The following is a 25,737-nucleotide window of genomic DNA, read 5'->3' as shown; positions in this document are numbered from 1 at the left end:
AAGCGCTGTCCGCGCTCCCGACGCAAGTGGATGCCGCGGTCTTCATTGCACGAGCATCGGATTGCCGCATTTGATCGAGTCCGGTGTATTTGTGACATAGGCATTCCCCAGACTCAAGCCGAGCAAGCCGGTGACCGAAGTCAGCAGGGAATCGATCGGCTGCAGGAGGAGCGGAACGAGCGTCGTTCCCAGCGCGGACAAAATCGGCCCGAGCACGACGTTCAACACTGGCGTGACGACCAATCCGAGCGCAGAAAGCAAGCCGCTGTCCGCCGTCAACTGCACCGACAGGCCACTGTTAAGCGCACTTTGGACCACCGGCGACAGGAATTGATCCGTTCCTACGCTCAACATGTACGGTGATGCCGGACTGCCGGGATAGGTGAACGTCAACGGCGTCGGCGTTTGATTGGCGACGGGGATCGTCAACTGCCCGGGCGTCAGGTTGATGTTGATCGAGATCTGGGTCAGGTCGAGGACGCCGAAGGTCAACACCTTGACCAACGTCGTCAACCCGGAAATCAATCCGCCGAGGTTCAACAGATTGAGCAGGCTCTGCAAGTTGACGGACACGAGCGTGATCGGCGGTGCAGCACTGGGCGTATATCCGCTCGGAGCGCTGAGATTGATCGGCGTATTGGCCGTCCCGCCGAGATACACGGCCACCACTCCGGTCTGCACGTTCACTGTCGCACTCTTCGTGCCGTTCGCGGAACAGGTGACGGAGGCGAGCCCGGCTTTCGCCGGCGCGACATACGCGGTAATCGGCAGTTGCACGGCGGCCAGCGGCGTCGCCTTGCCCGACGGGCAGGTGCCTCCCGGATAGACCAGGGATCCGTTGGAGCACGTCGACAGCAGCGATATCGACGTATTCAGGAACACGTTCCCTTGCGCTGTCGACGTATTGGTCAAGCAATTCGACGTCCCGCAATTCGACGGTCCGGGCGGGCCACTCGCGGTGGCCGGCGGCGTTCCGGCGAGTACGACGGAGCCCGACACCGTCGCGTTCAGCAGCGGCGCGAGCGCGGTCGGCGTCTGGACCGTGATGTTCGGGATGGCAACAGGATTCGTGCCGTTCGCGACCTGAAGCGCGGTCGACAACAGTCCGAGCGCGTTGACGCTGGCGTCAACGGCAGAGCTTCCATTGGCCACCGCGGCTGAAACCAGCTGGTTAAGCGCGATCTGCGGTCCACCGCAGACACTGCCGGAACAAAGTGCAACGACGATCGCGTTAAGCACGTTCAGGTTCGCGCCCACCAGGTTCTGTTGGGTCGCCGCCTGCACCAACGCGTTGGCCAACTGACCAAGGGTCACGGAGCCATTCAATACGGCCGTGCTCGAGCCGACCGGCAAATTGGCAAGAATGCCCGCCAGCTTCAGGTTGACTTGTGCCAGCCCCTGGTAATCGACAGCGTTGAGGCTCAACGCATTGGGCGAGCCGGTCAGCGTCTGGAGCAATTGATTGGCCAGCCCGCCATTCAACGCGGCGAGCGACGTAGTCAGCGTAAAGGTATCGGTCGGCGTGCTCTTCGCCATGGCCGACGCACTGATCGACTTTACGCCGCGGAAAAAGCCTGTCACCGGTTCGGAAACGCTCACGCACACGGCGTTGGCCGACTGGCCGGTCGTTGATCCGGCAGGTCCTGCCGACAAGCCGCCGCATTGACCGTTGATCGGATCGCCAGCGGTCGGCGTAAACGTCGCCGCACCGCCGCTGGTTTGAGGCGCAGTCCAGACGCCGCATGTCACGGAAACGGAGGCGTTTGCCGGTACAGAATTCGCTGTAGGGCTCGCGACCTGCTGGGCCGCCGTCTTCGCCGCCGAGCAGGTCGTATCCGCGCTGGCTTTCATGACCGAGGACAGCGCGGCCAGATCGGCAGCCGCCTGCATATGGCGCCGTTCGGAATAAAAGCGGCCGATATCGATCCCGCTGAGTACGATGACGGCAACCGACAGCCAGATCGCCGCCATGATCGCGATGGAGCCGTGCTGACGCTGCCGTGCCGGCCCGCCGGTGCCGTATCGCCGCCCCACCCGTGACTGATTCGCGCGCATCGCCATGTCGCTTACTGCGCGCCCGATCCGTTACCCGACATGCCACCGGACGAACCGAGCTGCGTGCTCATCGACTCAGGAATCTTGTTCTTGAACGAATCGAGATAACGCTGGTAGATCAACGATGCGACGTCGCCCAGCAACGGTTGCGTCGGCGCTGCCGCCCGATTTTCGCCCTGCATCGTGAGCCAGTCCCTGGTCGAGCGACCCACGTCGGACGCAACCGGTGCCGTATCCTGTTGCTGCGCGTATGCGGTGACGGTTCCGAGTGCCACGCAGGCAATTGCCCCCAGCATCGCAATCCGCCCCGCACGCATGTTCCGACGATCATTGTTGTTCATGTCGTTCCCCCGCCTGTTTGTTCTGTTCATTGTGCAAACCGTTGCAGCAGCGGCACGGTCTGGTCATAGCCGAAATTGTTTGCCATCGGCGTGATCTGCGCGGTCGCGGCGTGCCGCGATACCACCGGCGGCGTCGCGACCGCACGCTGCTGTGCGCGTGCCGCGGCTGCAATTTTCCCGGCATCGCCAATGATGTCCTTGCGGATATCCGCCGGCAAATGCTGCTGATTCATCAGTCGCTGCGCATCCTGCGTGCGCCCGGAAGCGAGCAGATACAGCGCGAGGTTGCTGACGATCTTCGGATTGCGTTGATCCAGTTCCGCCGCCTTCATCAACGGCACCCGCGCGCCGACCACATCGCCGTTACGCAATTTCGCATAGGCGAGATCGGACAGCAGCGACGCGTCGGTCGGCGCAAGCTCCGACGCCTGCGTCAGTGCCTGTACAGCCAGGCCGAAATCACCGGCCGCACCGGCGATCAACCCCAGCCCCCGATAACCACGCGAGGCGAGCGGCGTCTTCAGCAACTGCGTATACGCTGCCGCGCTGGCAGCCGGTTGGTCGGTCATCCGCAGCGCGTCCGCACGCAGCAGAATCGTGTCCGGCGACACGCCGTAGGCCTTGTCGTAAGCGTCGATATGCGCGAGCGACGCGTAATAGAGGCCCTGCGCCTGCATCCGCTGGATCAGACCGAGATACATCGCAGGCGTATCCGGCACCGCCTGCTTCTGGTCGGCCGCCTGAATCAGCGCCGCGCGTTCTGCCTGCGCGTTCACGCCGTACCCGCCCTCCTTGGTCGCACAGGCGCCGAGCAGCGCTACCACCGCCACCACGCCAGCGTGCCCCGCCATTTCGCTGATCCGCTTCATCGTCTTTTCTTCCGTCCATCAATGATGATGCGCCGTCAGCGCACGCATCACGGCCAACAACCCGGGGCCGGCCGTCACGATCAGCAGTGCAGGCAGCAACGTCACCACCATCACACCGGTCATCTTTACGGTCAGCCGACCGATCCGGTCGCGCAGCATCGCGCGGCGCGTTTCCCGAAGCCGGTCGCCGAACTGCTTGAGCGGCTCCTGTACCGCGCCGCCGTGCTTGTCGACCTGCACCATCAGCCGCGCAATCGCGCGCAAGTCCTCGTTGTCGAATCCGCTCGATAGCCTCTGCATCGACTGCTCGCGCGTGCGGCCCGCTGCGAATTGACGCTGCGCGATCCCAACCTCCGACGACAGAACCGGCATCATCCCGCGGAAATCGTTCGTCACGACCTGCAGGCTTTGATCCAGTGACAATCCGACACCCTGCAACAAGCGCAGCATGTCGACGAGCAACGGCAGTTCGTCGATGACACTCTGGCGCCGTGCGGCGGCACGACGCTGCAGGTAGAGCTTCGGCAACATGAAGCCGAACCCGAATGCGGCGAACATGCCGATCATCCACATTCCGCTCGTCGTTCGTCCGCTCGCGAATATCGCGAACAGCAACGGCAATGCAATCCCGCATGCAATTCGCGTGATCAGGAACAGCCCGCGCGTACGCGCGTCGACGTAACCACATTGCTCGAGCAGACGACGGTCCTCGTCTGCGACGATGTGCTTGCCGAACCCGGTATCAAGCCAGCGCATCCCCGTTGCCGAGAATCGCGCAAGCATGCGCTCGATGCGCTCGCGCCCGCGCGTGTCCGGTTTCGCGGATGGAACATCATCCGCAACGGTCCGAGCCTTGGCTGCTTCGAGCGCTGCCATGCGCTGGTCGAGCGCATCGGCCAACGCACGTTCGGCACGCGACGCCGCGCTCGCACGCAACAACGCGATCATTCCAAACAACAGCACGCCAAGCGCGCCAAGTGCCAGTGCGACCGATCCGATCTGAGTTGCTGTCATCGCATCACCTGAGTCGAGCCATTCGATACAGCCACACGCTACCCGCAACCTGCGCCAGGAACGCGAACAGGAGGAGCATTTGTCCGCTCGGATCGTTCCACATCCCTTCCAGGTACTTCGGATTGGTCATCACGACAAAGCCGCCGATCCCGATCGGCAACATCACGAGCACGAATGCCGACAGCCGCGTCTCGGCCGACATCGCCGTCAGCTCGCGCTCCGCTTGCTCGAGGTCGCGCATGAATACGGCCATCCGTTCCAGCATGACGTCCGCGCGACCGCCATACTTCACCGACAACCGCAGTACCGAGCCGAGCAGTTCGAACTCCTCGGTACGGTAGATCTTGGCGATGTGAAGCATTGCGCGGTCGATCTCGACACCCGTGCGCAGCATGCGCGACACGTGATCGAGACACCCCCGCAGCGGCTCCTCCGTCGTCAGCAGCGCAGCCTGGAATGCAGCCGGCACGCTGTTGCCGAGCGTCACCAGTCGCACGATCCCGTCGAGAAACGAGGGGATCTGTCGGACGATTTTCAGTCGCCGCTTCTGGATTCGCGACGTGAGCCAGACGCCGAAAATCGCGCCCCCGCACGCAAGCGCCGCGAAACACGCGAGCGCGCCGCCGCGGCTGCCCGCGATCGCCGCAACCGCGACGAGAACGGTCAGCGCGACGATCGCCTTGCCGCGTGCGCCTTCGATCCCCGCACGGTTCACGAGGTTGGTCAGATACTCCGTTGCAACTGCATACCAGTGCGCCCAGAAAGCACGAGACGCGGCATTGCGCGCGCCACCGGAAGACGACACGGCCCGTGATGCAGCCGATGCCGCCGATCGTGCAGCCGGCGCCGCCACGCGCACGCCCGGTTCGAGCCGACTGTCGATGAAGCGCTTCGCATCGGTGCGCACGCGCCGGGTTTCCGCATGTCGCCATAGCATCAGTGCCGATGCCACGCACAGCATCGCGACCGCGAGTACCCAGATCATCGCGCTATACATTGAAGCCCCCGCCGCGGCCGAAACCGCCGCCACCAAAGCCGCCACCGAAACCGCCCCCGCCCATTGCGCTGTTCGTCAGCGTCTGGCGGAAGCGCGCGAGCTTCGGCGAATGCGGATGGATGCCGAGCGATTCCCAGTGATCGATTTCCTCGCCTTCCGGCGTCACGCGCGCTTCGTAGCGATACAGTTCCTGCGTCGCGATGATGTTGTCGGACAGACCGGTCACCTCGGTGATCGACAGAATTCGGCGGCGTCCATTCGACAGCCGCCCGATCTGCACGATGAAGTCGATCGCGTTCGCGATCTGGCGACGAAGGCTCGACTCGGTCCCCTGGAAGCCCGCGAAGCCGGCGAGCATCTCGAGACGGTACAGACACTCGCGCGGCGAACTCGCGTGCACGGTGCCCATCGAGCCGTCATGGCCCGTGTTCATGGCCTGCAGCATTTCGAGCACCTCACCGCCGCGCACTTCGCCGACGATGATCCGGTCCGGACGCATCCGCAGCGTGTTGCGCAACAGGTCGCGAATCGTCACGACACCGCTACCGTCGAATCCGCCCGGGCGGCTTTCGAGCCGCACGACGTGCGGGTGATTCAGCGACAGCTCCGCCGTATCCTCGATCGTCACGACACGCTCGGCCTCCGGAATGTGGAATGCGAGCGCATTGAGCAGCGACGTCTTGCCCGAACTCGTGCCGCCCGACACGAGCACGTTGCAGCGCGCCTCGACCGCCGCCTCGAGCAGCGCGCCGATCTCTTCGTTGTACGTGCCGTTGCCGAGCAGGTCCGATGGCTTGAGCGGATCCTTGCGGAATTTCCGGATCGACACGATCGGGCCGTCGATCGACAACGGCTCGATCACGACGTTCACGCGGCCGCCATCGGGCAGTCGCGCGTCGACCATGGGATTCGATTCGTCGAGACGGCGCCCGATCGGCGCGAGGATCCGGCGCACGATTCGCAGCAAGTGCGCATTGTCGGTAAAGCGCACCGGCAGCTTCGCGAGTATCCCGTGCCGCGACACGTACACGTCGTTGTAGCCGTTGATCAGGATGTCCTCGACCGCAGGATCCGCGAGCAGATCCTCGATCGGCCCGAAGCCCGCGAGTTCCTTCGTCAGCGCCTCGGCGATCGCGCGCACCTCGTTCTCGTTGAGCGGAATGCGGCGCAGGCGGACGAAGCTGTCGATCTCGAGATCGACGAACTGATTGATCGCCTGGCGCGACCATCGGCCGAACTCGGCGCCCAGTTCCTCGATCCGCGTCAGCAGGTGTTCATGCGCGGCATTCTTGATGTCGTGGAATTGCTGCGTCTGGGAGAACGGCGCTGCGCCGTCGGCGAATTGAATGTCGTGTGCCATCGGTTATGACCGCTTGGACGAGGGTTGAATGAAACGTTTGAGCGCCGACAGGCCGGGCGCCGCGCGCGACGCGCCCGCCATGCCCGAAATACCCGGCAGCCGCGTGGCGAGGGATTCGAGTGCGCGCACATACGGGTCGCGCTCCGCCGCGTCGACAATGAGTCGCCCCTGGTTCGCCGCATGGCCGATCGCGACGCGACGTGCGGGCAAGGTGCCGACCAGCGACAACCCGAGACGCTCGGCGATCTGCCCGGACATCAGGTCCAGCGCGGAATCGTACTGGTTGACCACGAGCTTGACGCGATCGGTATCGACGCCCGCATCGCGCAGCCCGGTGAGCAGGTCGGCGGCCGAAACGATCGACGCGACGCCCTGATCGCAGACAAGCCACGCCTCGTCGGCCGATGCGGCGATCTGCGTGACGAACTCGCGATTCGAGAACCCGCCGAGATCGACGACCTGCTGGTCGAAGAACGCACGGAAACGGTTCAGCAGCCCGATGCATGACGCATAGGACACGTCGCGCAACCCGCCGAGGTCCGGCGGCAGCGTCGTCAGTGCGACGCCGCTCTGGTGTCGCGTGAGCGCGGTGTTCACGAACGTGCGATCGATGCGGCGCAGATTCTGCACGGCGTCGATGAAGTGAAATTCGCAGCGGGTGTTCAGGAACAGCGCACCGTCACCGGCCGGCAGCCCCAGGTCGATCAGCGCGGTCTGGCGCCCGGCCGGCGCGCCGCCGTCCGGCCCCCCCGTCGCACCCGGGCCGAGCGCCCGCTTCTGCAGCCAGACCGCGAGATTCGCGGCAAGCGTGCTGACGCCCATGCCAGCGCGCGCGCCGAGCAACGCGACGACCTTGCCGTGGCGGCTCGTCGGCTCGCCGACGTCGGACAGCAACCCACGCGTCGTTCGCAGCGCGTCCTCGGCCGATGCCGACACGTCGATGAAGTCGCGCACACCCGCACGCAGTGCGGCGAGCGCGCTCTCCGGCTGGGTGAGCGAGCCGAGCGCGACGATCGGCATCCCCGGATGCGCCGCACGTACCGTGGCCGCGGCTACGCTCGCCGCTTCGCTGCGCTCGGAGAAGTCGATGAATACCAGTGCCGGATTGAGCCCGGTGATGCGCTGTGCCAGCACACCCGGTTCCAGCGACGCGGCCTCGACCGCGCCGGCCGAAACCAGCGTATCGGCCAACCAGCGCACATGCGCTTCCTTTGTCGACGCACAAACGAAGTAGTCGGTCACGGCGGGTTCACACAATGATTGGGTTCGTGCATTCATGTCGAACACCCCCGATTACGCATGGCGTAGCGATGTGCCGCGACGCGCAATGCTTCAGATTCATTTCGAAAAACCCGGTGCTGCATCCGGCGACGCCGCACCGCCCAGATAAGATCGCCACACCGGCCCGTCACGCTGCTCCGACAACTCGCCGGGCGTCGCAGGCAGTACCGCCCCCTTCGCAATCGGTGCGACGAGATGCGGTGTCACGATGATCAGCAATTCCTTGTCGTTCTGCTGGTAGTTCAGGTTCTTGAAGAACGTTCCGATGATCGGCAGGTCGCCGAGCAGCGGCACCTTGCTCACGTTCGACAATGTCTGGCGATCGATCAGGCCGCCGATCACGAAGCTCTCGCCGTCACCGAGTTCGACTGTCGTATCGGCACGACGCGTCGTGATGCCCGGCACTGCGACGCCGCTGATCGTCACGCTGTTCACGAAGTCGAGCTGGCTCGATTCCGGAGCGACCTTCAGCGCGATCCGGCTCGGGCTCAACACCGTCGGGGTCAGCGACAGCCCGACGCCGTATTGCTTCCACTGGATCGCGGTCGAGCCGAGTCCCTGTGGGGACGGCACCGGGATTTCGCCGCCCGCGAGGAAGCTGGCGCTCTGGCCGGACAGCGCGACGAGCGTCGGCTCCGCGAGCACGCGCGCCATGTTGTTCGCTTCGAGCAGCGACAGGTCGGCGAAGATGCCACGTCCCGCTGCATTCACGACCAGATTGAAGGCGGACGCAACCGGTGCGCCAAGCGTCGGAATGTATGAGCCCGTGCCCGGGCCCGCTGCACCGTTATACGATTGCACGCCGCCCGGCGCGAACGAACCGAACGAAAAGCCGTTGCTTTGCTTGAAGAAATTGAAGCCGATTTGCTTGAGCACCGAACGGCTGAATTCCACCACCCGCACATCGACCTGCACGACGTTCTTGCCGGCCAGCGTCGAGCGATCGATCACCGCTCCTTTGGGGCTCATGTTTTTGGCGACCGCCGCGGCCCGTTCGTGCGCATCGAGCGACGCCGACGTTCCCCGCAGCACCGACGTCCCGCCGTACGCCTTCACCTGCGGCGTCGAACCGTCGAGTACCGCTTGCGCCGCCGCGTCGACAACCTCTACGCTCCACACCGTCGGCTCGTCGCGACCACGCTCCCACAACATCACGTTCGTCGCACCCGGCGCTTTCGCGGTCAGCAGCACCGAACCGGAACGACTGCCCTTCATGATCAGCACGTCGGCGATTGCCGGATCGCCGACGGCGACCCGCTGCAGCGCGTGGCCGGCGGAAATCTGCCGCTGCGCGCCGACCGCGAGCTCGATCGTGCCGCTCGCGCTTGCAATGGAGGCGAATGTCAGGGTCCAGAGAGCAATCGCGAATGCAGTCAGTGTATTTTTCATTGTTTGTTGGACCGTCGCACGGCCTTTACTTGTCGTCGCTGATATCGATGGCCATCGATGTTGTTCAATACGCGACCGTTTCCGACCGGCCGCCGCGGATCACCTCGATGCTGCCCCCGCCTCCGCTGCCGCCTGGTCGCGTCGCCGGTGGCAGGCGCGACGGCAGCGGCGGCACGTTCACGTTGGCCACCGCGGCCCTCGACGTGCCGGACAGCTGTTGCAGCGACACGCCGGCCGCGGCAAGCGCCGACGGCGACAGCTTGTTGTCGGTGCGCACCGCCACCGTCTGCGTCGCAAGCTCGTCGTCGCGCGGGTTGCGCAGCGCGAGCGTCAGCCGGCCGCTCGCCTCGCCGAGTGTCAGCGCATCGACCTGCGCGGTCGGCACCGCGAGTACCGCGATGCGCGTGTTGGTCGGCTGGCCGTTGTTGCCGTTCGTGTTGTTGCCGCTGTCGCGATCCGGCGTCGCGTCGCCGAACGACAGCACGCGAATCCTCGACATCAGGAGTCGTGCCTGCGTCTGCGAGACTTCACCGTCGAACATCGCGCCGCCCCCTTCCCGCTTCAGGTTCAAGAACACGTCGACGAAATTACCGGGCCGCAGCCGGTTACCGACCGCATTGGTCTCGTCGACGCGAACCGCGATTGCGCGTTCGCCCGGCTCGACGTCCTCGGCAAGGCCCGACACCAGGGCGCTCGAGACGACAGGCGCCGATGCCGGAATGTCGCGCGCCGGTACGCGACCGACCAGTGTGGCCGGATCGGAAAACGCCCCTGCCGGCGCTGGTGCGGTCGGCTGAATCTTCAATGCGTCTGCGGCAATCGGCTGACCGACCGACAGCGTGCGCGTCGCGACCACAACCGACACCGGATTCGCGGCCGTTGCCGGTTGCGCCGGAACAGGACTAGACGAACTGCGCCCGAGCATCCATGCATAGATTCCGAGCAGAACGGCGATCGCAATCAGCAGCCCCGCGATGATCTTCGTTACGTTATTGGCCATGTTGTCGTATGGATACCGGATAAGGTCCGTTCAAATCTTTTTATCTGACAATTAGCACGACAAAAAACCGCCTCGTCGCGACGCGCAACTCATTGAAGCAACGACTGCGAAATCTGGACGACCGCTGTGCTTGTCAACGGCTGGGTCAGAATGGTGCCCACAAAGGGCATGGTCTTTACCCAAGCTTGCGGTGAATAGCTCACCGTCACCGACAGGCAATACAGCGATCCGTCGTATTTGCATGCAGGTGCCTGCACGACGACGTTCGGCGCACTGATATTTAGCCAACCGACGACGTTTTGCGCGGTCGCCTGCGCCTTCGCGGTTCGAGTCGCCAAATCCGGGGCGTAATTCAGGCCCGCGCGCGCACCCTCACTGGCGGCGAACGTCAAGCTTTGCTGAATCACGAAAATCATTCCGAAACAAATGATCCCGTAGCAGATCACGAAGAAAAGCGGAAATATGATTGCGAATTCAACTGCAGTCGCTCCGCGCTGCCGCCCGTATTCGCACCGCTTTCTCTGCCGTTTCATCGCACGCCCCCTCCCGCAACGAGGCAGACGAGCCATACAGCCGCAGGGATGGCAAGGCACGCGCCATACGGGGTCGCGCGATATCGACCGATCGTCAACGCCGGTGGGCCACGCCGCCACAACGTACCGAGCGTCGTGCGAGACAACAACAGCACGGCGAGCGCGTGAATACCCGCCGCAAGGCTCGCGGCGATCCAGAGCCACACCAGGCCATGAACGCCGCACCACGCGCCGAGGACGGCAAACACCTTCACGTCGGCCGCGCCCATCACCCCCAGGAAAAAGAACGGGAGAAGGCCGACCAGACCGACGAACGTGCCGAGCAGCGCCTGAACGCGCACGATGCCGAACGGATTTGCACCGCAAAAGGCACTTGCAAATGCGGCGACCAACCCGCCGACAACGAGCAAATTCGGAATACGCCGGGAACGAATGTCACTGGCCGTGACGAGCACTGCCCAAGCCAGGAACGCCCCGATAGAAAATAGATATGCCATCGCGCCAGACCGGTCGCGGATATAAGTCGGGCGGCTGGCCGGAGCAAGCCGCCCGATATCACGCTAAAAGACAATGATTGGGACTGCTTAGCCCAATTTGCACGCCGCGGTAGCGCCCGAGCTACCGACCGTGCTGACGCACGTTCCGATGGTCGAGAACATTGTATTGAGATTGCTGCCGAGCGACGATACACCGGCGATGATGGCGACGGCGACCAGCCCCGCGATCAGTCCATACTCGATCGCGGTAACCCCGTCTTCTTCCTTCAGGAAGCGCTTGATGAGTGCTTTCATTTTTTAATTCCTCGTGCCTGTATGTACGTTTTTTGGCCTTTTATACGTTCTACATCCCCGCATATCCGGCCCTTGCCCCGCGCCGTTCGTCACATCAGGTGTAACGACAACCGGGTGCGCCTTCTTTATATGTCACCCCGAAGGGTGTGTATCAACATTTGATGCAAGTTAACATTCGCGATAGCGACCCTCCTCGAACGTCGTGTACCGAACTGTACATTTGCTTACATCTGCTCCGGATTCTATATCCGTTCCTATTTAACTTCCAACCTCTTTTAAGACCGGGTCGAAAAAACTTTCCGGGAGCACGACGTATTTGTACGGCGTTTCGGTACGATTTACACATAGGATTTACGATAGGTTAGATGTGCACACCTAGTCCACCAGTAAAACAATCAGACCGCCCGCCAGCCCTCCACGCCCCTCACGTTACGCCGCACGCGTAACGCCAATGTTGTGACGTTACGTTACGAAACGGACGAAACCGTTCCCGTTCGACTGTTCTTAAACAAATTCAACAATCTTTCATTTTGCCTAAATCCTTTTTCCAACAAGGAATTGGCTCGTTTGAAACCAATCGTCGACTCGACGACCGTCGAAATGGCACGACAGTTGCAGAGTAATCCTCGCATCACTCAACACAACATCAGCTTCAATGCGAGGACGAAATGGACATTCAGGTTATCCCTCATGGCACGCTCCGGACGACTATGATCGCGGCCACCGTGGCAGCCATGCTTTCCCTCTCCGCGTGCGGCGGTTCCGGTTCCATCAGCAAGGGGCTCAGCGGTGGCTCCAGCTCCGGCGGTGGCGATTCGATCTCGACGTCGGGCGGCGGTACCTCGGGCGGCACGTCCGGTTCAACGAGCGGCAGCACGTCGGGGAGCACCAGCGGCTCGACCAGCGGTAGCACGAGCGGCTCGACGAGCGGCAGCACCAGCGGCACCACGAGTGGAACAAGCAGCGGCACGAGCGGCACCTCCGGTGTGTCGTCAAACGCGGTGGGAACCGTCCTCGCAAGCAGCGGCAATCTCGTCACGAATCTCGGCGGCACCGTATCCGGCCTCGGCTCCGTGATCGGCAGCCAGTCGCTGCCCGGCGTCAACCCGGCCACGACGCAGGCCGCAGGCGGCATCGTGCAGAACGTCGGCGGTGCAGTGACTGCGCTCGGAAATGGTCTCGGCAACGGCCTCGGCCAGCTCGGCGCGACGAAGGACCCGGTTGGCGTCACGGTCGCCAGCACCGGCGGCGTGGTGAGCCAGCTCGGTGGCGCGGTCACGCAGACCGGCAACCTGGTCACGAGCCTCGGCAGCGGCCCGCTGTCGCCGCTCGCTCCCGTCACCGGCGCAGTCGGCGGCCTCGTGACGCAGGTCGGCAACGCCGTATCGAACGGCGGCACCACGCTGTCCAACGTGTTGTCGACCGGTCCGATCCAGCAGGTCACGCAGACGGTCAGCTCGGCGATCACGCCGATCACGACGATGGTCGGTCAGACGACGCAGACGATCGGGACGGCCACCGGCCTCGGCGCCCCGCTCAACATGCTGCTCGGCACGATCGGCAACGGCCTGAACCAGGGCGGCGCGCTGATCGCATCGACGGGCGGCAACCCCGTCACGACCGGCCTCGGCAACACCGTCTCGTCGGCCGGCAATACCGTGAAGACCGTCGGCGGCCTGCTCACGGGCGGCACCGGCGGCGCAACCAACCCGCTCGCGCCGCTCACGGGCCTCCTCACGACGGTCACCGGTACGCTCGGCGGCGCAACGGGCGGCACCAGCGGCGGACCGCTCGCCCCGGTCACCGGCCTCGTCTCCACCGTCACCGGCGCACTCGGCGGCGCGACGGGTGGCACCAGCGGCGGCCCGCTCGCCCCGGTTACCGGCCTCGTCTCGACCGTCACCGGCGCACTCGGCGGCGCAACGGGTGGCACCAGCGGCGGACCGCTCGCTCCGGTCACCGGCCTTCTCTCCACGGTCACGGGCGCACTCGGCGGTGCAGCGGGCGGCACCAGCGGCGGACCGCTCGCTCCGGTCACCGGCCTTCTCTCCACGGTCACGGGCGCACTCGGCGGCGTAGCCGGCGGCAGCAGCGGTCCGCTCGCCCCGGTCACGGGCCTGGTCTCCACGGTCACCGGCGCGCTCGGCAGCGCAACGGGCGGCGCAGGCGGCGGCAACCCGCTCGCCCCCGTGACGGGCGCGGTGTCCTCCGTCACCAGCACGGTCGGCGTACCGGCACTGAGCGGCACCACGGGCGGCGTCACGAATTCGGGCTCGGGCTCGAATCTGCTCGCGCCTGTCACGTCGCTGATCGGCGGCCTGCTCGGCGGCACGCACGGCAAGTAATCGAACATCCATTCATCGACAAGACAGCGAGGAGTCCATCATGTCCCAGCAACGTTCCATCACGACGGCCGTCCTGCGCCAATGGCGCGCGCCCCTCACCGCCTTCGCTGCAGCGTGCCTGCTGGCTGCCTGCGGCGGCAACAGCGTCAGCACGCCACCGTCCAGCAACAACGGCGGCAGTTCCAGCGGCACGAGCGGTACCAGCGGCACGAGCGGCACCAGTGGCTCGTCCACCGGCACCAAGGGCGCTGTCAGCACGATCGGCCAGACCGCAACCGATCTCGGCAGCACGATCGGCAACATCAGCGTGCCGGGCCTCGGCGACGGCGTGACGAAGGGCGTCGGCAGCACCGTCTCGAGCACCGGCACGATCATCAACGCGGCTGCCGATGCGTTGAGCAACGGGCTCGGACAGACCGGCTCGATCAAGGATCCCGTCGGCACGACGGTCGCCGGCCTCGGGAACGTCGTCGGTGCGACGAGCAACACCGTGTCCGGGCTGAGCTCGACGGTCAAGGCACTCGGCACGGGTCAGCTCGCGCCGCTCGCCCCTGTCACGACGCCGGTCGGCACCGTGCTCGACACGGTCGCCAACGGGCTGTCGGCTGCGGGCACGACGATCGGCTCGACGCTGTCATCGGGCGCCGTGCAGCAAGTGACGCAGCCGCTCAGTTCGGCAATCACGCCGCTGGTGATCACCGCAGGTCAGGTCACGCAGCAGGTCGGCACGACCACGGGTCTCGGACAACCGGTGTCGGGCCTGCTGGGCCAGATCGGCGGCGCAATCAGCTCGGCGGGCAAGCAGGTCGGCAGCACGTCGAATCAGCCGCTCGTCGGCGACGTCGGCCAGCTCGTCACCGCGGTCGGCAACACCGTAACCAACGCAGGCGGGCTCGTGAATCCGAACGGGCCGAACGGCGCGGCGCCGATCCCCGGCCTGATCACGAGCCTCGTCGGCGGCTCGACGGCTACCGTACAAAACGGCTCGTCGTCGGGCTCCAGCTCGACGAACCCGCTCGGCGGCCTGCTGTCCGGTCTCGGTTCGACGCCGCTCGGTTCGCTCACCGGCGCACTCGGTGGCGCAACGGGTGGCTCGGGCAGCAACCCGCTCGCTCCGGTCACCGGTCTCGTGTCGACGGTGACGGGCTCGCTCGGCGGCGCAACGGGTGGCGCAGGCGGTGCAAACCCTCTCGCGCCTGTCACCGGTTTGCTGAATACTGTCACCGGGGCAGTCGGCGGTGCAGCGGGATCCGGGGCTTCGTCGAGTCCGCTCGCACCGGTCACGTCGCTCGTCGGCGGCGTGACGGGGACGGCATCGTCGGGCAGCTCGACGGGGCTCCTCGCGCCGGTAACGGGGTTGCTGGGCACGCTGGGTAGCGTTGGCAAATAAGGAGGACGTTCGCGCCTTTGCAGCCGGAACAAAAGGCGCGACCGTACAAACACAACCGGCAATGCGGCACGCGGCGCGCGACACCCTGGTGTCGCGCGCCTGCATTAGAAAGAAGACGAAAAGCAAGGCCTACGAGGAAGAACAATGAAATCCAGACTCGACAGATGGATGATGCTGCTCGCCATCGCGGCAGCAGGCACGGCACATGCACAAACGCGCGCGGCAGGTAACCCGCTCGATTCGCTCCCCCAGATCAACGCACCGCAGAAAGGCCCGAGCGTCACCGTGCAGGTCGCGCCGCAGGCACCGCAACTGCAGGAGCTGCTGTCGCGGCACCTGACGCCGACGACGTTCCAGGTCGAAGGCGTCAAGTCGGTGCCGTTCGACGAAATCTCGCGTCGCTTCACGCCCCTCGTCGGCAAGGACATCACGATCGGCGAGCTGATCGAAACCGCGAACGGCGTGACCAAGCTGTACCAGGATCGCGGCTATGCGCTGTCGTTCGCGTTCATTCCCGCGCAGACGTTCGAGAACGGTGTCGTGCGCGTTACGGTGGTCGAAGGCTATGTGTCGGACGTCAAGGTCACCGGCAAGCCCGGCGCGATGGAATCGAAGATCCGCGCGATCGCCGCGCACATCACGGCCGATCGCCCGCTGCGCCGCGCGACGTTCGAACGCTACGTGAACACGTTCGGCCTGCTGCCCGGCGTGACGGTGAAGGCCAATGTTCCGCCGCCGCAGACGACCGACGGCGCAACGACGCTCGAACTGGCCGTCGACCGCAAGGCATTCAACATCAGCACCGGCATCGATTTCAATCACCCGGGCGTGCAGGGCCTCATCACCGCGACGGAGAACGGCCTCACGTCGTTTGGCGAGCAATTGAGCATTTCCGCGCTGGTGCCGCCCGGACGCGACAAGCAAACCTACGTCGCGTTCAGCGGCGCGGTGCCGGTCGGCAGCAGCGGCCTGGTCACGCGCCTCGACGCCAGCACGTATCGCGGCAAGCCGACCGACAATCCGGGGCTGCCGTCGACCGTCGAGCGCACCGTCAAGAACGAGAAGCTCGGTCTTTCGGCATCCTATCCGTTGCTGCTGAACAACCAGCGCAGCCTGCTCGGCACCGTGTCGGGCTATGCGTCGCACAACGAGGACCGTTACCAGAACAAGATTTCCGGCAACAGCATCGACACGCGCTCGCAGGTCCGCGTGCTGCAAATGCAGCTCGACTACACGAGCGTGTCGGCCAAGCAGGTACAGAAGCTGAGCGTCAACGTCGCGAAGGGTTTCAACATTCTCGGCGCGTCGAAATCGCAGGACATCACGATCGGCTCGAACACGACTTCGGTGGACAGCCCGATCTCGCTGACGTTCGTCCGCACCGGCGCAACCTTCACGCAGACCAACGAATGGCCGTTCAAGATCGGCACGTCGGTCTCGCTGACCGGCCAGTACAGCCCCGACTCGCTGCCGACGTCGGAACAGATCTCGTTCGGTTCGACGCGCTATGCGCTGGGCTACCAGCCCGGCGAAACGTCGGGCGACTCGGGCTGGGGGATGTCGCTGGAGGTCAACCGCGGATTCACGCCGGGCTGGACGTATATGAAATCCGTCACGCCATACATCGCGTACGACATGGCGCGCGTGTATCTGCATACCGGCACGCCGTCGCCGAGCCGCCTGTCGTCGGTCGGTATCGGCGTGCGGTTTACGGACAGCCGTTACTACAGTCTCGACCTGAATATCGCTAAGCCGGTGGGCGATGCGCCGGTTGAAAGCGCGTCGCGCAGCCCGCGCGTGAATGCCGCGTTCTCGTATCAGCTCAACTGATCGGTCACCAAACAGCCTGCGTCTCACAGGCTGTTTGGATTAGAACCCCCTCTATCAAACGCAGCGCGCGGTTTCACGTATTCTGGCGAAGCTCGCAACATGCCACCGCCCCATGCAGACGGTCGTGCGGGCGCATCGAATACGAAATGACACAAGGAGGAAGACGATGATTCAACTGACCCGCCCGTTGCGCACTCTGGCAATCGCAAGCGCGCTGCTCGCTTGCGCCGCACCTGCGTTCGCCCAAGCCGACAACCCCGTCGGCATGTGGCAGACGATCGACGACAACACGCATCAGCCGAAGGCGCTCGTGCAGATCGCCGATGACGGCGAAGGCTCGCTGTCGGGCAAGGTCGTCAAGGGCCTCGGCGCCAACGACACGCCCGATCGCCGCTGCACCGCATGCACGGACGAGCGCAAGGATCAGCTCATCAAGGGCATGACGATCATCAAGGCGATGAAGAAGGACGGCGACCACTGGGACGGCGGCAATATCCTCGACCCGGAAAACGGCAAGGTCTACAAGTGCAAGATGTCGCTGGAAGACGGCGGCCAGAAGCTCGTCGTGCGCGGCTACATCGGCGTGTCGCTGCTCGGCCGATCGCAGACCTGGGTCCGCGCGCAATAACGCGAAGCGCATCGATACGCGCAACGCAATGAAAAATCGGCCTGACGACGACGTCGCAGGCCGATTTTGTTTTGATATGAGCGTGAATGAAATCGATCGACATCACGCTGCATGCTTCAGCGCGTCCGGTGCATAGCTACCGGGGGCACGATACGCAGGCGCCGCAGCACTGCGCACCTCCGCCGCCTTCGACTGCGCGTGCTTGCGCATGCGCGTGGACAGTTCCTTGCACAGATTCACGCCGGCGTCGCCGTACAGCTCGCGCATCACCTGCATCAACGTGCCGGTCTCGTGCCAGACCTTGAAGCGGCGATGGCATGTCTGGTACGAAGGGTAGCGACGCGGCATCGCGGACCAGGTCGCGCCGCTGTAAATCACCCAGAGTACGCCGTTCAGGACGGCGCGCGTGTTGGCCAACGGACGGCCGCGCAACTCGGTGCGCGGCTGCATTTCGGGCAGAAGCGGCACGACGCAGCGCCACTCATGGTCGGTCAGATCGCGATACGGTGTCATGGACATCTCCAGCCTTAGGAACCATGACACACGATATCGACTGCCCTCAACCCTGAACATAAGACAAGTCCGAAAATACCCCGAGATTGCGGGAATTTGACCGGAATTGACGTTTGAACTCCGTCGCTTGTCGAAAACCGCGATCAGGTCAGCGAAGTATCGACGATACGGCGCGGCGTTTCGAGGTACTCCTTCGACTGCATCTCGACGATCCGCGATACCGTGCGCGCGAATTCGTTCGCCATCGGTCCTTCGACGTACAACTGCTCCGCCGGCACCGCGGCGGACATCAGCAGCTTGACCTTGTGGTCGTAGAGCACGTCGATGAGCCAGGTGAAGCGCCGCGCCTCGGACGCCATCCGCGGCGACATCTGCGGCACTTCCGACAGCACGATCGCATGGAAGCGGCTGGCAAGCTCGAGATAATCGTTCTGCGAACGCGGGCCGCCGCACAGCGTCGCGAAATCGAACCAGACGACCCCGTCGGCCTTGCGCAGCGCCTTCAGCTCGCGCTTCTCGATATGCAGGATCGGGCTTTCGTCCGGCACCGCGGCGAGCTTCCCGAATGCATGACGCAGTTCGCGATCGGCGTCCGCGCCGAGCGGCGTGTGGTACATCTGCACCTGCGCGAGCGTGCGCTGGCGATAGTCGACGCCCGCGTCGACGTTCAGCACGTCGAGCTTTTGCTTGATCAGCGCGATCGCCGGCAGCATGCGGTCGCGATGCAGGCCGTCCGGATACAGATCGTCGGGATCGTAGTTGGACGTCATCACGAACTGCACGCCGTTGTTGAACAGGCGATCGAGCAGCCGGTACAGGATCATCGCGTCCGCGATGTCCGACACATGGAATTCGTCGAAGCAGATCAGTCGGTAGCGCTTGGCGATGCGTCGCGCGAGCTCGTCGAGCGGATCGGCCTGTCCTTTCAGTTCCTCGAGTTCGCGGTGTACCTCACGCATGAATTCGTGGAAGTGCAGGCGCGTCTTGCGCTGCACGGGCACCACCGCGTAGAAGCTGTCCATCAGGAAGCTCTTGCCGCGGCCGACGCCGCCCCACATGTAGACGCCGCGCGGCAGGTCCGGATGAATGATGAGCTTCTTGAACGCGTTCGAGCGGCGCGACTTGTATTCGACCCACTCGTCGAAACAGCGCTGCAGGCGATCGACGGCCGCGCGCTGGGCGGGATCGGACTGATAGCCGCGCGTGGTCAATTCGCGCGTGTAGTATTCGGTGACGTTCATCGGGCAAACCGGAAAGAACGAAGGCGAGCGGGAAACCCCGCCCGCCTTCGTCATGAGACGGCTGCGCCGGCCGGTGGCCGGCAGGCGCTACACCGTGCTCAGCTGTTCAGCGAGCGCTTGTCGACGGCGAGCGCCGCTTCGCGCATCACTTCCGACATCGACGGGTGCGGATGGCAGATGCGGGCGATGTCTTCCGACGCCGCCTTGAACTCCATCGCCACCACGGCTTCCGCGATCAGGTCCGACGCGTTCGCAGCGATCACGTGCACGCCGAGCAGTTCGTCGGTCTTCGCATCCGCGATCATCTTCACGAAACCGTCCGGCGCGTTCATGCCGAGCGCGCGACCGTTGATCGAGAACGGGAACTTGCCCGACTTGATCTCGCGGCCTTCCGCCTTCAGTTGCTGTTCCGTCTTGCCGACCCATGCGATTTCCGGGTACGTGTAGATCACCCACGGAATGCAGTTGTAGTCGATGTGCGGCTTCTGGCCGTCGATCACTTCCGCGACCAGCACGCCTTCGTCTTCCGCCTTGTGTGCGAGCATCGGGCCACGCACCACGTCGCCGATCGCATAGACGTTCGGCACCGCGGTACGGCAGTGGTCGTCCACGTCGATGAAACCGCGCTCGTTCGCCTTCAGGCCGATCGCCTCGAGGCCGAGGTTGTCGGTGTTCGGCACGCGGCCGACCGACACGATCAGGCGGTCGGCGTCGAGCGTCTGCGCGTTGCCGTCCTTGTCGGTGTAGGCGATCGACACGCCGTTCGCCGTCGTCTTCACGTCACCGATCTTCACGCCGAGATGGATGTCGAGGCCTTGCTTCTTGAACAGCTTGGCCGCTTCCTTCGCGAGCGCTTCGTCGGCTGCGCCGAGGAAGGCCGGCAGCGCTTCGAGCACCGTCACTTCGGCGCCCAGGCGACGCCACACCGAGCCGAGTTCGAGGCCGATCACACCTGCGCCGATCACGGCGAGCTTCTTCGGCACCGAGTCGAACGTCAGCGCACCTTCGTTGTCCGACACGATCTTGTTGTCGACCGGAATGTTCGGCAGGTGACGCGCCTTCGAGCCCGTCGCGATGATCACATTCTTCGCGGTGACGACTTCGGCTTCACCCTCGCCGCTCACTTCGATCTGCACGCCGGCGTCGGTCTTGCCGGTGAACTTGCCATGGCCCTTCAGCCAGGTGATCTTGTTCTTCTTGAACAGGAACTCGATCCCGCTCGTCATCTTCTCGACGATCGCATCCTTGCGGCCGAGCATCTTCGCGACGTCGATCTTCACGCCGTCGACCGTGATGCCGTGGTCGGCCAGGTGATGCGACGTGTTCTCGAACTCTTCCGACGAAGCGAGCAGCGCCTTCGACGGGATGCAGCCGACGTTCAGGCAGGTACCGCCGAGCTTCAGCGCGCCGGCCGGGTTCTTCCACTTCTCGATACAGGCAACGGTCTTGCCGAGCTGCGCGGCGCGAATCGCGGCGATGTAGCCGCCGGGGCCGGCGCCGATCACGACGACGTCAAATTCCTTGGACATGACAATCCTTTCTACTTGTACGCCCGCACGGTCGCGCGTGTACGCGAGCGTGCGGAGCGGGTCAATGCAGTGAGACTCGGCTTACAGGTCGAGCAGCAGGCGTGCCGGATCTTCCAACGCATCCTTCATCGCGACGAGCGACAGGACGGCTTCGCGGCCGTCGATGATGCGGTGGTCGTACGACAGTGCCAGGTAGTTGATCGGACGGATCACGATCTGGCCGTTTTCGACGACCGGGCGCTCCTTCGTCGCGTGCACGCCGAGGATGGCCGACTGCGGCGGGTTGATGATCGGCGTCGACAGCATCGAGCCGAACACACCGCCGTTCGAGATCGAGAACGTACCGCCCGTCATTTCCTCGATGGACAGCTTGCCGTCCTTCGCCTTCTGGCCGAATTCGGCAATCTTCTTCTCGATGTCCGCGAGGCTCAGTTGATCGGCATTGCGCAGGATCGGCACCACGAGGCCGCGCGGCGAGCCGACGGCGATACCGATGTCGAAGTAGCCGTGGTAGACGATATCGTTACCGTCGATCGACGCGTTCACGAGCGGGAACTTCTTCAGCGCATGCACGGCCGCCTTCACGAAGAACGACATGAAGCCGAGCTTCACGCCATGTTCCTTCTCGAACTTGTCCTTGTACTTGTTGCGCAGCTCCATGACCGGAGCCATGTTGACTTCGTTGAACGTCGTCAGGATTGCGTTGGTCTGCTGCGACTCGAGCAGACGCTCGGCGATACGCGCACGCAGGCGCGACATCGGCACGCGCTGTTCCGGACGGTCGTTCAGCCACGTCGCGGCCGACGCCGGCACCTTCACTTCCGGCAGCGACGGCTTTGCTGCGGCGGTCTTCGCCGGTGCGGCGGCCGGAGCAGCCTTCGGTGCGCTGCCTGCGGCCAGCGCGTCGCCCTTCGTGACGCGGCCGTCGCGGCCCGAACCCGCGACGTCGCCCGTCGACAGGCCCTTCTCGGCCAGCAGCTTTGCTGCGGCCGGCGATGCAGCGGCCGAGCTCGATGCAACTGCGGCAGCCGGCTGCGCTGCCGGTGCGGCTGCAGCGGGTGCTGCTGCCGGCTTGACTTCGGCGGCGCCTGCCGCTGCTTCGGCAGCACCTGCCTTCGCTTCGGTGTCGATCGTCGCGATGATCTGGTCGGCGACGACCGTGTCACCGTCGTTCTGCAGCACTTGCGCGAGTACGCCCGCGGCCGGCGCCGGCACTTCAAGCACGACCTTGTCGGTCTCGAGTTCGATCAGGATTTCGTCCTGCGCGACTGCTTCGCCCGGCTTCTTCTTCCACTGCAGCATGGTGGCTTCCGAAACCGACTCCGAAAGCTGGGGGACTTTGACTTCTACGATAGCCATGTGATTTTCCTGGATGCTTAATCTGGGTAATGACGAGGTTCGTGCGATTCCTTCGGCCGTTGCGGCGCGCGACGCGCCCGGCGGGCCAAAAGACACGGGAAAGCGCAGCGCGCCTTCCCGTTTCGCTTGACGTCGGTTATTTCGCGATCGATGCGCTCTTCAGGCGGCCGAACGCACCTTCGATGAGGGCCTTCTGCTGCTCGTAGTGCTTCGCGTAGTAGCCAACCGCCGGCGAGGCCGAAGCCGGACGGCCGCTGTACGCCAGCTTCTGCCCTTCCTTCATGCCTTCCTTCAGGTGGTGCTCGACGTAGAACCAGGGGCCCTGGTTCTGCGGCTCGTCCTGCACCCAGACCACTTCAGTCGCGTTCTCGTACTTCTTCATTTCGGCTTCGAACTGCTTGTGCGCGAACGGATACAGCTGCTCGATACGGATGATCGCGACGTCGTTCGCCTTCGCTTCGCGGCGGTGTGCGACGAGGTCGTAATACACGCGGCCCGAGCATGCCAGCACGCGCTTGACCTTCTTCGCGTCGATGCCGCCGTCGGTTTCGCCGATCACCGGCTGGAACGAACCCTTCGCGAGTTCCGACAGGTCCGACACCGCTTCCTTGTGACGCAGCAGCGACTTCGGCGTTGCGACGATCAGCGGCTTGCGGAACAGACGGATCATCTGGCGACGCAGCAGGTGGAAAATCTGCGCCGGCGTCGTCGGTTGAACGACCTGCATGTTGTGATCGGCACACAGCTGCAGGAAACGCTCGATACGCGTCGACGAGTGTTCCGGACCCTGGCCTTCGTAGCCGTGCGGCAGCAGCATCGTGAGACCCGACACGCGGCCCCACTTCACTTCGCCCGACGAGATGAACTGGTCGATCACGACCTGCGCGCCGTTGACGAAGTCGCCGAACTGGGCTTCCCACAGCACGAGCGTGTTCGGCTCGGCGGTCGAGTAACCGTATTCGAAGCCCAGCACCGCTTCTTCCGACAGCACCGAGTCGATCACCGTGAACTTCGCCTGACCGTCGGCGATGTTCTGCAGCGGCACGTACGTGCCGTCGTTCCAGCGCTCGCGGTTCTGGTCGTGCAGCACCGCGTGACGGTGCGTGAACGTGCCGCGGCCCGAGTCCTGGCCCGTCAGGCGCACCGAGTAGCCCGATGCGACGAGCGAAGCGAATGCGAGGTGTTCGCCCATGCCCCAGTCGAGCGGCTGGTCGCCGCGCGCCATGTTGCGGCGGTCATTGATCACGCGCTCGACGAGCGGGTGGACCTTGAAGTTTTCCGGGACCGTCGTGATGCGTTCGCCGAGGCGCTTCAGTTCGGCGAGCGGCACGGCCGTATCGGCTGCATCCGTCCACTTGCGGTTCAGGAACGGAACCCAGTCGACCGCGTACTTGCTCTTGTAGTTCGACAGAACCGGATCGACGGTGTGGTGGCCGTCGTCCATCGCCTTGCGGTACGCCTTCACGTAGTTGTCGGCGTCTTCCGCGGTGATCACGCCCTGCTGCACGAGCTTCTCGGCGTACAGCGCACGGGTGCCCGGGTGCTGCGCGATCTTCTTGTACATCAGCGGCTGCGTGACCGCCGGCGTGTCCTGCTCGTTGTGACCCAGCTTGCGGAAGCAGACGATGTCGATCACGACATCCTTGTGGAACTGCATCCGGTAGTCGATCGCGATCTGGATCGCGAGCACGACGGCTTCCGGATCGTCGCCGTTCACGTGCAGCACCGGCGCTTCGATCATCTTGACCACGTCGGTACAGTACAGCGTCGAGCGCGCGTCGCGCGGGTCGGACGTCGTGAAGCCGATCTGGTTGTTGATGACGATGTGCAGCGTGCCGTGCGTGCCGTAACCGCGCGTCTGCGCGAGGTTCAGCGTTTCCATCACGACGCCCTGGCCAGCGAAGGCCGCGTCACCGTGGATCTGAACCGGCAGCACCTGCAGGCCGTCTTCGTCGCCGCGACGATCCATCCGCGCCTTCGCCGAACCTTCGACCACCGGGTTCACGATTTCGAGGTGCGACGGGTTGAACGCGAGCGACAGGTGAACCGGGCCGCCTTCGGTCGACACGTCCGACGAGAAGCCCTTGTGGTACTTCACGTCACCTGCCGGCAGGTCGTCGACGTGCTTGCCTTCGAATTCGGCGAACAGGTCGGCCGGCATCTTGCCCAGCGTGTTGACCAGCACGTTCAGACGGCCGCGGTGCGCCATGCCGATGATGATTTCCTGCACGCCGGTCTTGCCTGCGTGCTGGACGACTTCGTCCATCGCCGCGATGAAGCTTTCGCCGCCTTCGAGCGAGAAGCGCTTCTGGCCGACGTACTTGGTGTGCAGATAGCGCTCGAGGCCTTCCGCTGCCGTCAGGCGATTCAGGATGTGCTTCTTCTTGTCGATCGAGAAGGACGGCGTCGCGCGGGTCGATTCCAGACGCTCCTGCCACCAGCGCTTCTGCTCCGGATCGCTGATGTACATGTATTCGGCGCCGATCGTGCCGCAGTACGTGTCACGCAGGCCCTTGACGATGTCGCGCAGCGAAGCCTGGTCGAAACCGAAATACAGGTTGCTTGCGCTGTACGTCTGGTCGAGGTCGCCTTCGGAGAAGTCGTAGAACGCGGGTTCGAGTTCGGGGATGGCGGGACGTTCGCGACGCTTCAGCGGATCCAGATTGGCCCATTGCGAGCCGAGGAAGCGATATGCGCTGATGAGGGACTGGACGTGGACCTGCTTGCGCGCGGTCGCCAGATTGCTCGTGCTTTCGCGCGGGATGAAGGCATTGGCCTTCGCACGCTCGGCAAACGATTCGACGATCGGGAAATGAGCAACGTCATTGGCATTCGAGCCGTCGGTTGCAGGCACGTTCTGCAGCGCGTCGAAATACTCTCGCCAATTCTCCGGCACCGATGCCGGATTGTTGAGGTATGCATCGTACAGTTCTTCAACGTACGAAGCATTGCCGCCGAACAGATAGGAGTTCAGCTGAAACTGCTTCATTACATCTGACATTTTACGCTCACCTTTCTTCGAGCTTCTCGAGAAATAGCGGGTTACTCAACCTTCCGCGACACGGCCTGACCGTTTAGCGGATTGCGAATCAAGTCTTGCTTGGAAGGACCTAAAACTTGCGTGCGCGCAGCATATCACAGAACCGATACCGGAGTTCACGACGAAATGTGCCTGAAAGCACCGCGTGGCGGCGTTTCGCCGGATTGCCACGACGCGCGGGAACAGTGTTTTGCAACCCGCCCGATTGCACACTGCGCAGATGCAAAAAAGG

Annotated in this window: 21 protein-coding genes; 4 read left to right on the top strand and 17 right to left on the bottom strand. The window is 64.1% G+C overall.

From position 1 onward, the window contains the following. Positions 1–42: 42 nt before the first annotated feature. The 12 genes from DIE11_RS16975 to DIE11_RS16920 all read right to left on the bottom strand — a co-directional run bounded on the left by DIE11_RS16975 (position 43) and on the right by DIE11_RS16920 (position 11,630). Complete coding sequence (locus DIE11_RS16975) at positions 43–2,061, bottom strand: pilus assembly protein TadG-related protein (RefSeq protein ID WP_260437132.1); 2,019 nt, start codon at positions 2,059–2,061, stop codon at positions 43–45. A gap of 5 nt (positions 2,062–2,066) precedes the next feature. Continuing rightward, positions 2,067–2,396, bottom strand: coding sequence for a DUF3613 domain-containing protein (locus DIE11_RS16970; RefSeq protein WP_124625981.1), 330 nt, complete (start codon positions 2,394–2,396; stop codon positions 2,067–2,069). A 26-nt stretch (positions 2,397–2,422) separates the two neighbouring features. Further along, positions 2,423–3,265: a pilus assembly protein gene (locus DIE11_RS16965; RefSeq protein WP_124625707.1), complete on the bottom strand. Its 843-nt coding sequence runs from the start codon at positions 3,263–3,265 to the stop codon at positions 2,423–2,425. A gap of 18 nt (positions 3,266–3,283) precedes the next feature. After that, positions 3,284–4,279: a type II secretion system F family protein gene (locus tag DIE11_RS16960; protein ID WP_124625705.1), complete on the bottom strand. Its 996-nt coding sequence runs from the start codon at positions 4,277–4,279 to the stop codon at positions 3,284–3,286. A gap of 4 nt (positions 4,280–4,283) precedes the next feature. Continuing rightward, positions 4,284–5,276 (bottom strand): type II secretion system F family protein, encoded by a 993-nt coding sequence (locus DIE11_RS16955; RefSeq protein ID WP_124625703.1) that lies wholly within the window; start codon positions 5,274–5,276, stop codon positions 4,284–4,286. Further along, entirely contained in the window at positions 5,269–6,636 is a 1,368-nt protein-coding gene (locus DIE11_RS16950) for a CpaF family protein (RefSeq protein WP_124625701.1), read from the bottom strand. The genes DIE11_RS16955 and DIE11_RS16950 overlap by 8 nt, the downstream gene beginning before the upstream one ends. A gap of 3 nt (positions 6,637–6,639) precedes the next feature. Continuing rightward, positions 6,640–7,914, bottom strand: a complete 1,275-nt coding sequence (locus DIE11_RS16945) for a fimbrial protein (RefSeq protein ID WP_124625699.1) — start codon at positions 7,912–7,914, stop codon at positions 6,640–6,642. 60 nt (positions 7,915–7,974) lie between these two features. Further along, positions 7,975–9,306, bottom strand: a complete 1,332-nt coding sequence (locus tag DIE11_RS16940) for a type II and III secretion system protein family protein (protein WP_124625698.1) — start codon at positions 9,304–9,306, stop codon at positions 7,975–7,977. A 64-nt stretch (positions 9,307–9,370) separates the two neighbouring features. After that, a complete protein-coding gene (gene cpaB / locus DIE11_RS16935; RefSeq protein ID WP_124625696.1) occupies positions 9,371–10,306 on the bottom strand; it encodes a Flp pilus assembly protein CpaB in 936 nt (311 codons plus the stop codon). 89 nt (positions 10,307–10,395) lie between these two features. Next, positions 10,396–10,839, bottom strand: a complete 444-nt coding sequence (locus tag DIE11_RS16930) for a TadE/TadG family type IV pilus assembly protein (protein ID WP_124625694.1) — start codon at positions 10,837–10,839, stop codon at positions 10,396–10,398. After that, positions 10,836–11,336 (bottom strand): prepilin peptidase, encoded by a 501-nt coding sequence (locus tag DIE11_RS16925; RefSeq protein ID WP_124625692.1) that lies wholly within the window; start codon positions 11,334–11,336, stop codon positions 10,836–10,838. The genes DIE11_RS16930 and DIE11_RS16925 overlap by 4 nt, the downstream gene beginning before the upstream one ends. Before the next feature lie 87 nt (positions 11,337–11,423). Further along, a complete protein-coding gene (locus tag DIE11_RS16920; RefSeq protein WP_124625690.1) occupies positions 11,424–11,630 on the bottom strand; it encodes a Flp family type IVb pilin in 207 nt (68 codons plus the stop codon). Between the two features lie 668 nt (positions 11,631–12,298). On the opposite strand from DIE11_RS16920, the gene DIE11_RS16910 reads away from it, so the two are divergent. The 4 genes from DIE11_RS16910 to DIE11_RS16895 all read left to right on the top strand — a co-directional run bounded on the left by DIE11_RS16910 (position 12,299) and on the right by DIE11_RS16895 (position 17,823). Beyond that, on the top strand, positions 12,299–13,975 hold the full coding sequence (locus DIE11_RS16910; protein WP_124625688.1) for a collagen-like triple helix repeat-containing protein: 1,677 nt from the start codon (positions 12,299–12,301) through the stop codon (positions 13,973–13,975). Positions 13,976–14,015: 40 nt separating this feature from the next. After that, entirely contained in the window at positions 14,016–15,365 is a 1,350-nt protein-coding gene (locus tag DIE11_RS16905) for a collagen-like triple helix repeat-containing protein (protein WP_124625685.1), read from the top strand. Between the two features lie 144 nt (positions 15,366–15,509). After that, entirely contained in the window at positions 15,510–17,195 is a 1,686-nt protein-coding gene (locus DIE11_RS16900) for a ShlB/FhaC/HecB family hemolysin secretion/activation protein (RefSeq protein WP_059608550.1), read from the top strand. 166 nt (positions 17,196–17,361) lie between these two features. Continuing rightward, entirely contained in the window at positions 17,362–17,823 is a 462-nt protein-coding gene (locus DIE11_RS16895; protein WP_124625684.1) for a DUF2147 domain-containing protein, read from the top strand. 102 nt (positions 17,824–17,925) lie between these two features. Here the strand turns inward: DIE11_RS16895 and DIE11_RS16890 are convergent, their stop codons facing one another. The 5 genes from DIE11_RS16890 to DIE11_RS16870 form a co-directional block, all read right to left on the bottom strand. Then, entirely contained in the window at positions 17,926–18,336 is a 411-nt protein-coding gene (locus tag DIE11_RS16890) for a transposase (RefSeq protein ID WP_059608552.1), read from the bottom strand. Between the two features lie 143 nt (positions 18,337–18,479). Continuing rightward, the gene (gene zapE, locus DIE11_RS16885) at positions 18,480–19,577 is read right to left on the bottom strand and encodes a cell division protein ZapE (protein ID WP_124625682.1); all 1,098 of its coding nucleotides are present in this window, start codon (positions 19,575–19,577) and stop codon (positions 18,480–18,482) included. Positions 19,578–19,675: 98 nt separating this feature from the next. Further along, on the bottom strand, positions 19,676–21,106 hold the full coding sequence (lpdA, locus tag DIE11_RS16880; protein WP_057924323.1) for a dihydrolipoyl dehydrogenase: 1,431 nt from the start codon (positions 21,104–21,106) through the stop codon (positions 19,676–19,678). Between the two features lie 81 nt (positions 21,107–21,187). Then, positions 21,188–22,465: a 2-oxoglutarate dehydrogenase complex dihydrolipoyllysine-residue succinyltransferase gene (gene odhB, locus DIE11_RS16875; protein ID WP_124625680.1), complete on the bottom strand. Its 1,278-nt coding sequence runs from the start codon at positions 22,463–22,465 to the stop codon at positions 21,188–21,190. Positions 22,466–22,601: 136 nt separating this feature from the next. Further along, complete coding sequence (locus DIE11_RS16870; RefSeq protein ID WP_124625679.1) at positions 22,602–25,466, bottom strand: 2-oxoglutarate dehydrogenase E1 component; 2,865 nt, start codon at positions 25,464–25,466, stop codon at positions 22,602–22,604. Between the last annotated feature and the right edge of the window lie 271 nt (positions 25,467–25,737).

Source organism: Burkholderia sp. Bp9012, assembly GCF_003853825.1.
In the GTDB taxonomy this organism is placed as follows: Bacteria; Pseudomonadota; Gammaproteobacteria; order Burkholderiales; family Burkholderiaceae; genus Burkholderia; species Burkholderia diffusa.
This window is presented reverse-complemented; position numbering and strand designations above follow the sequence as displayed.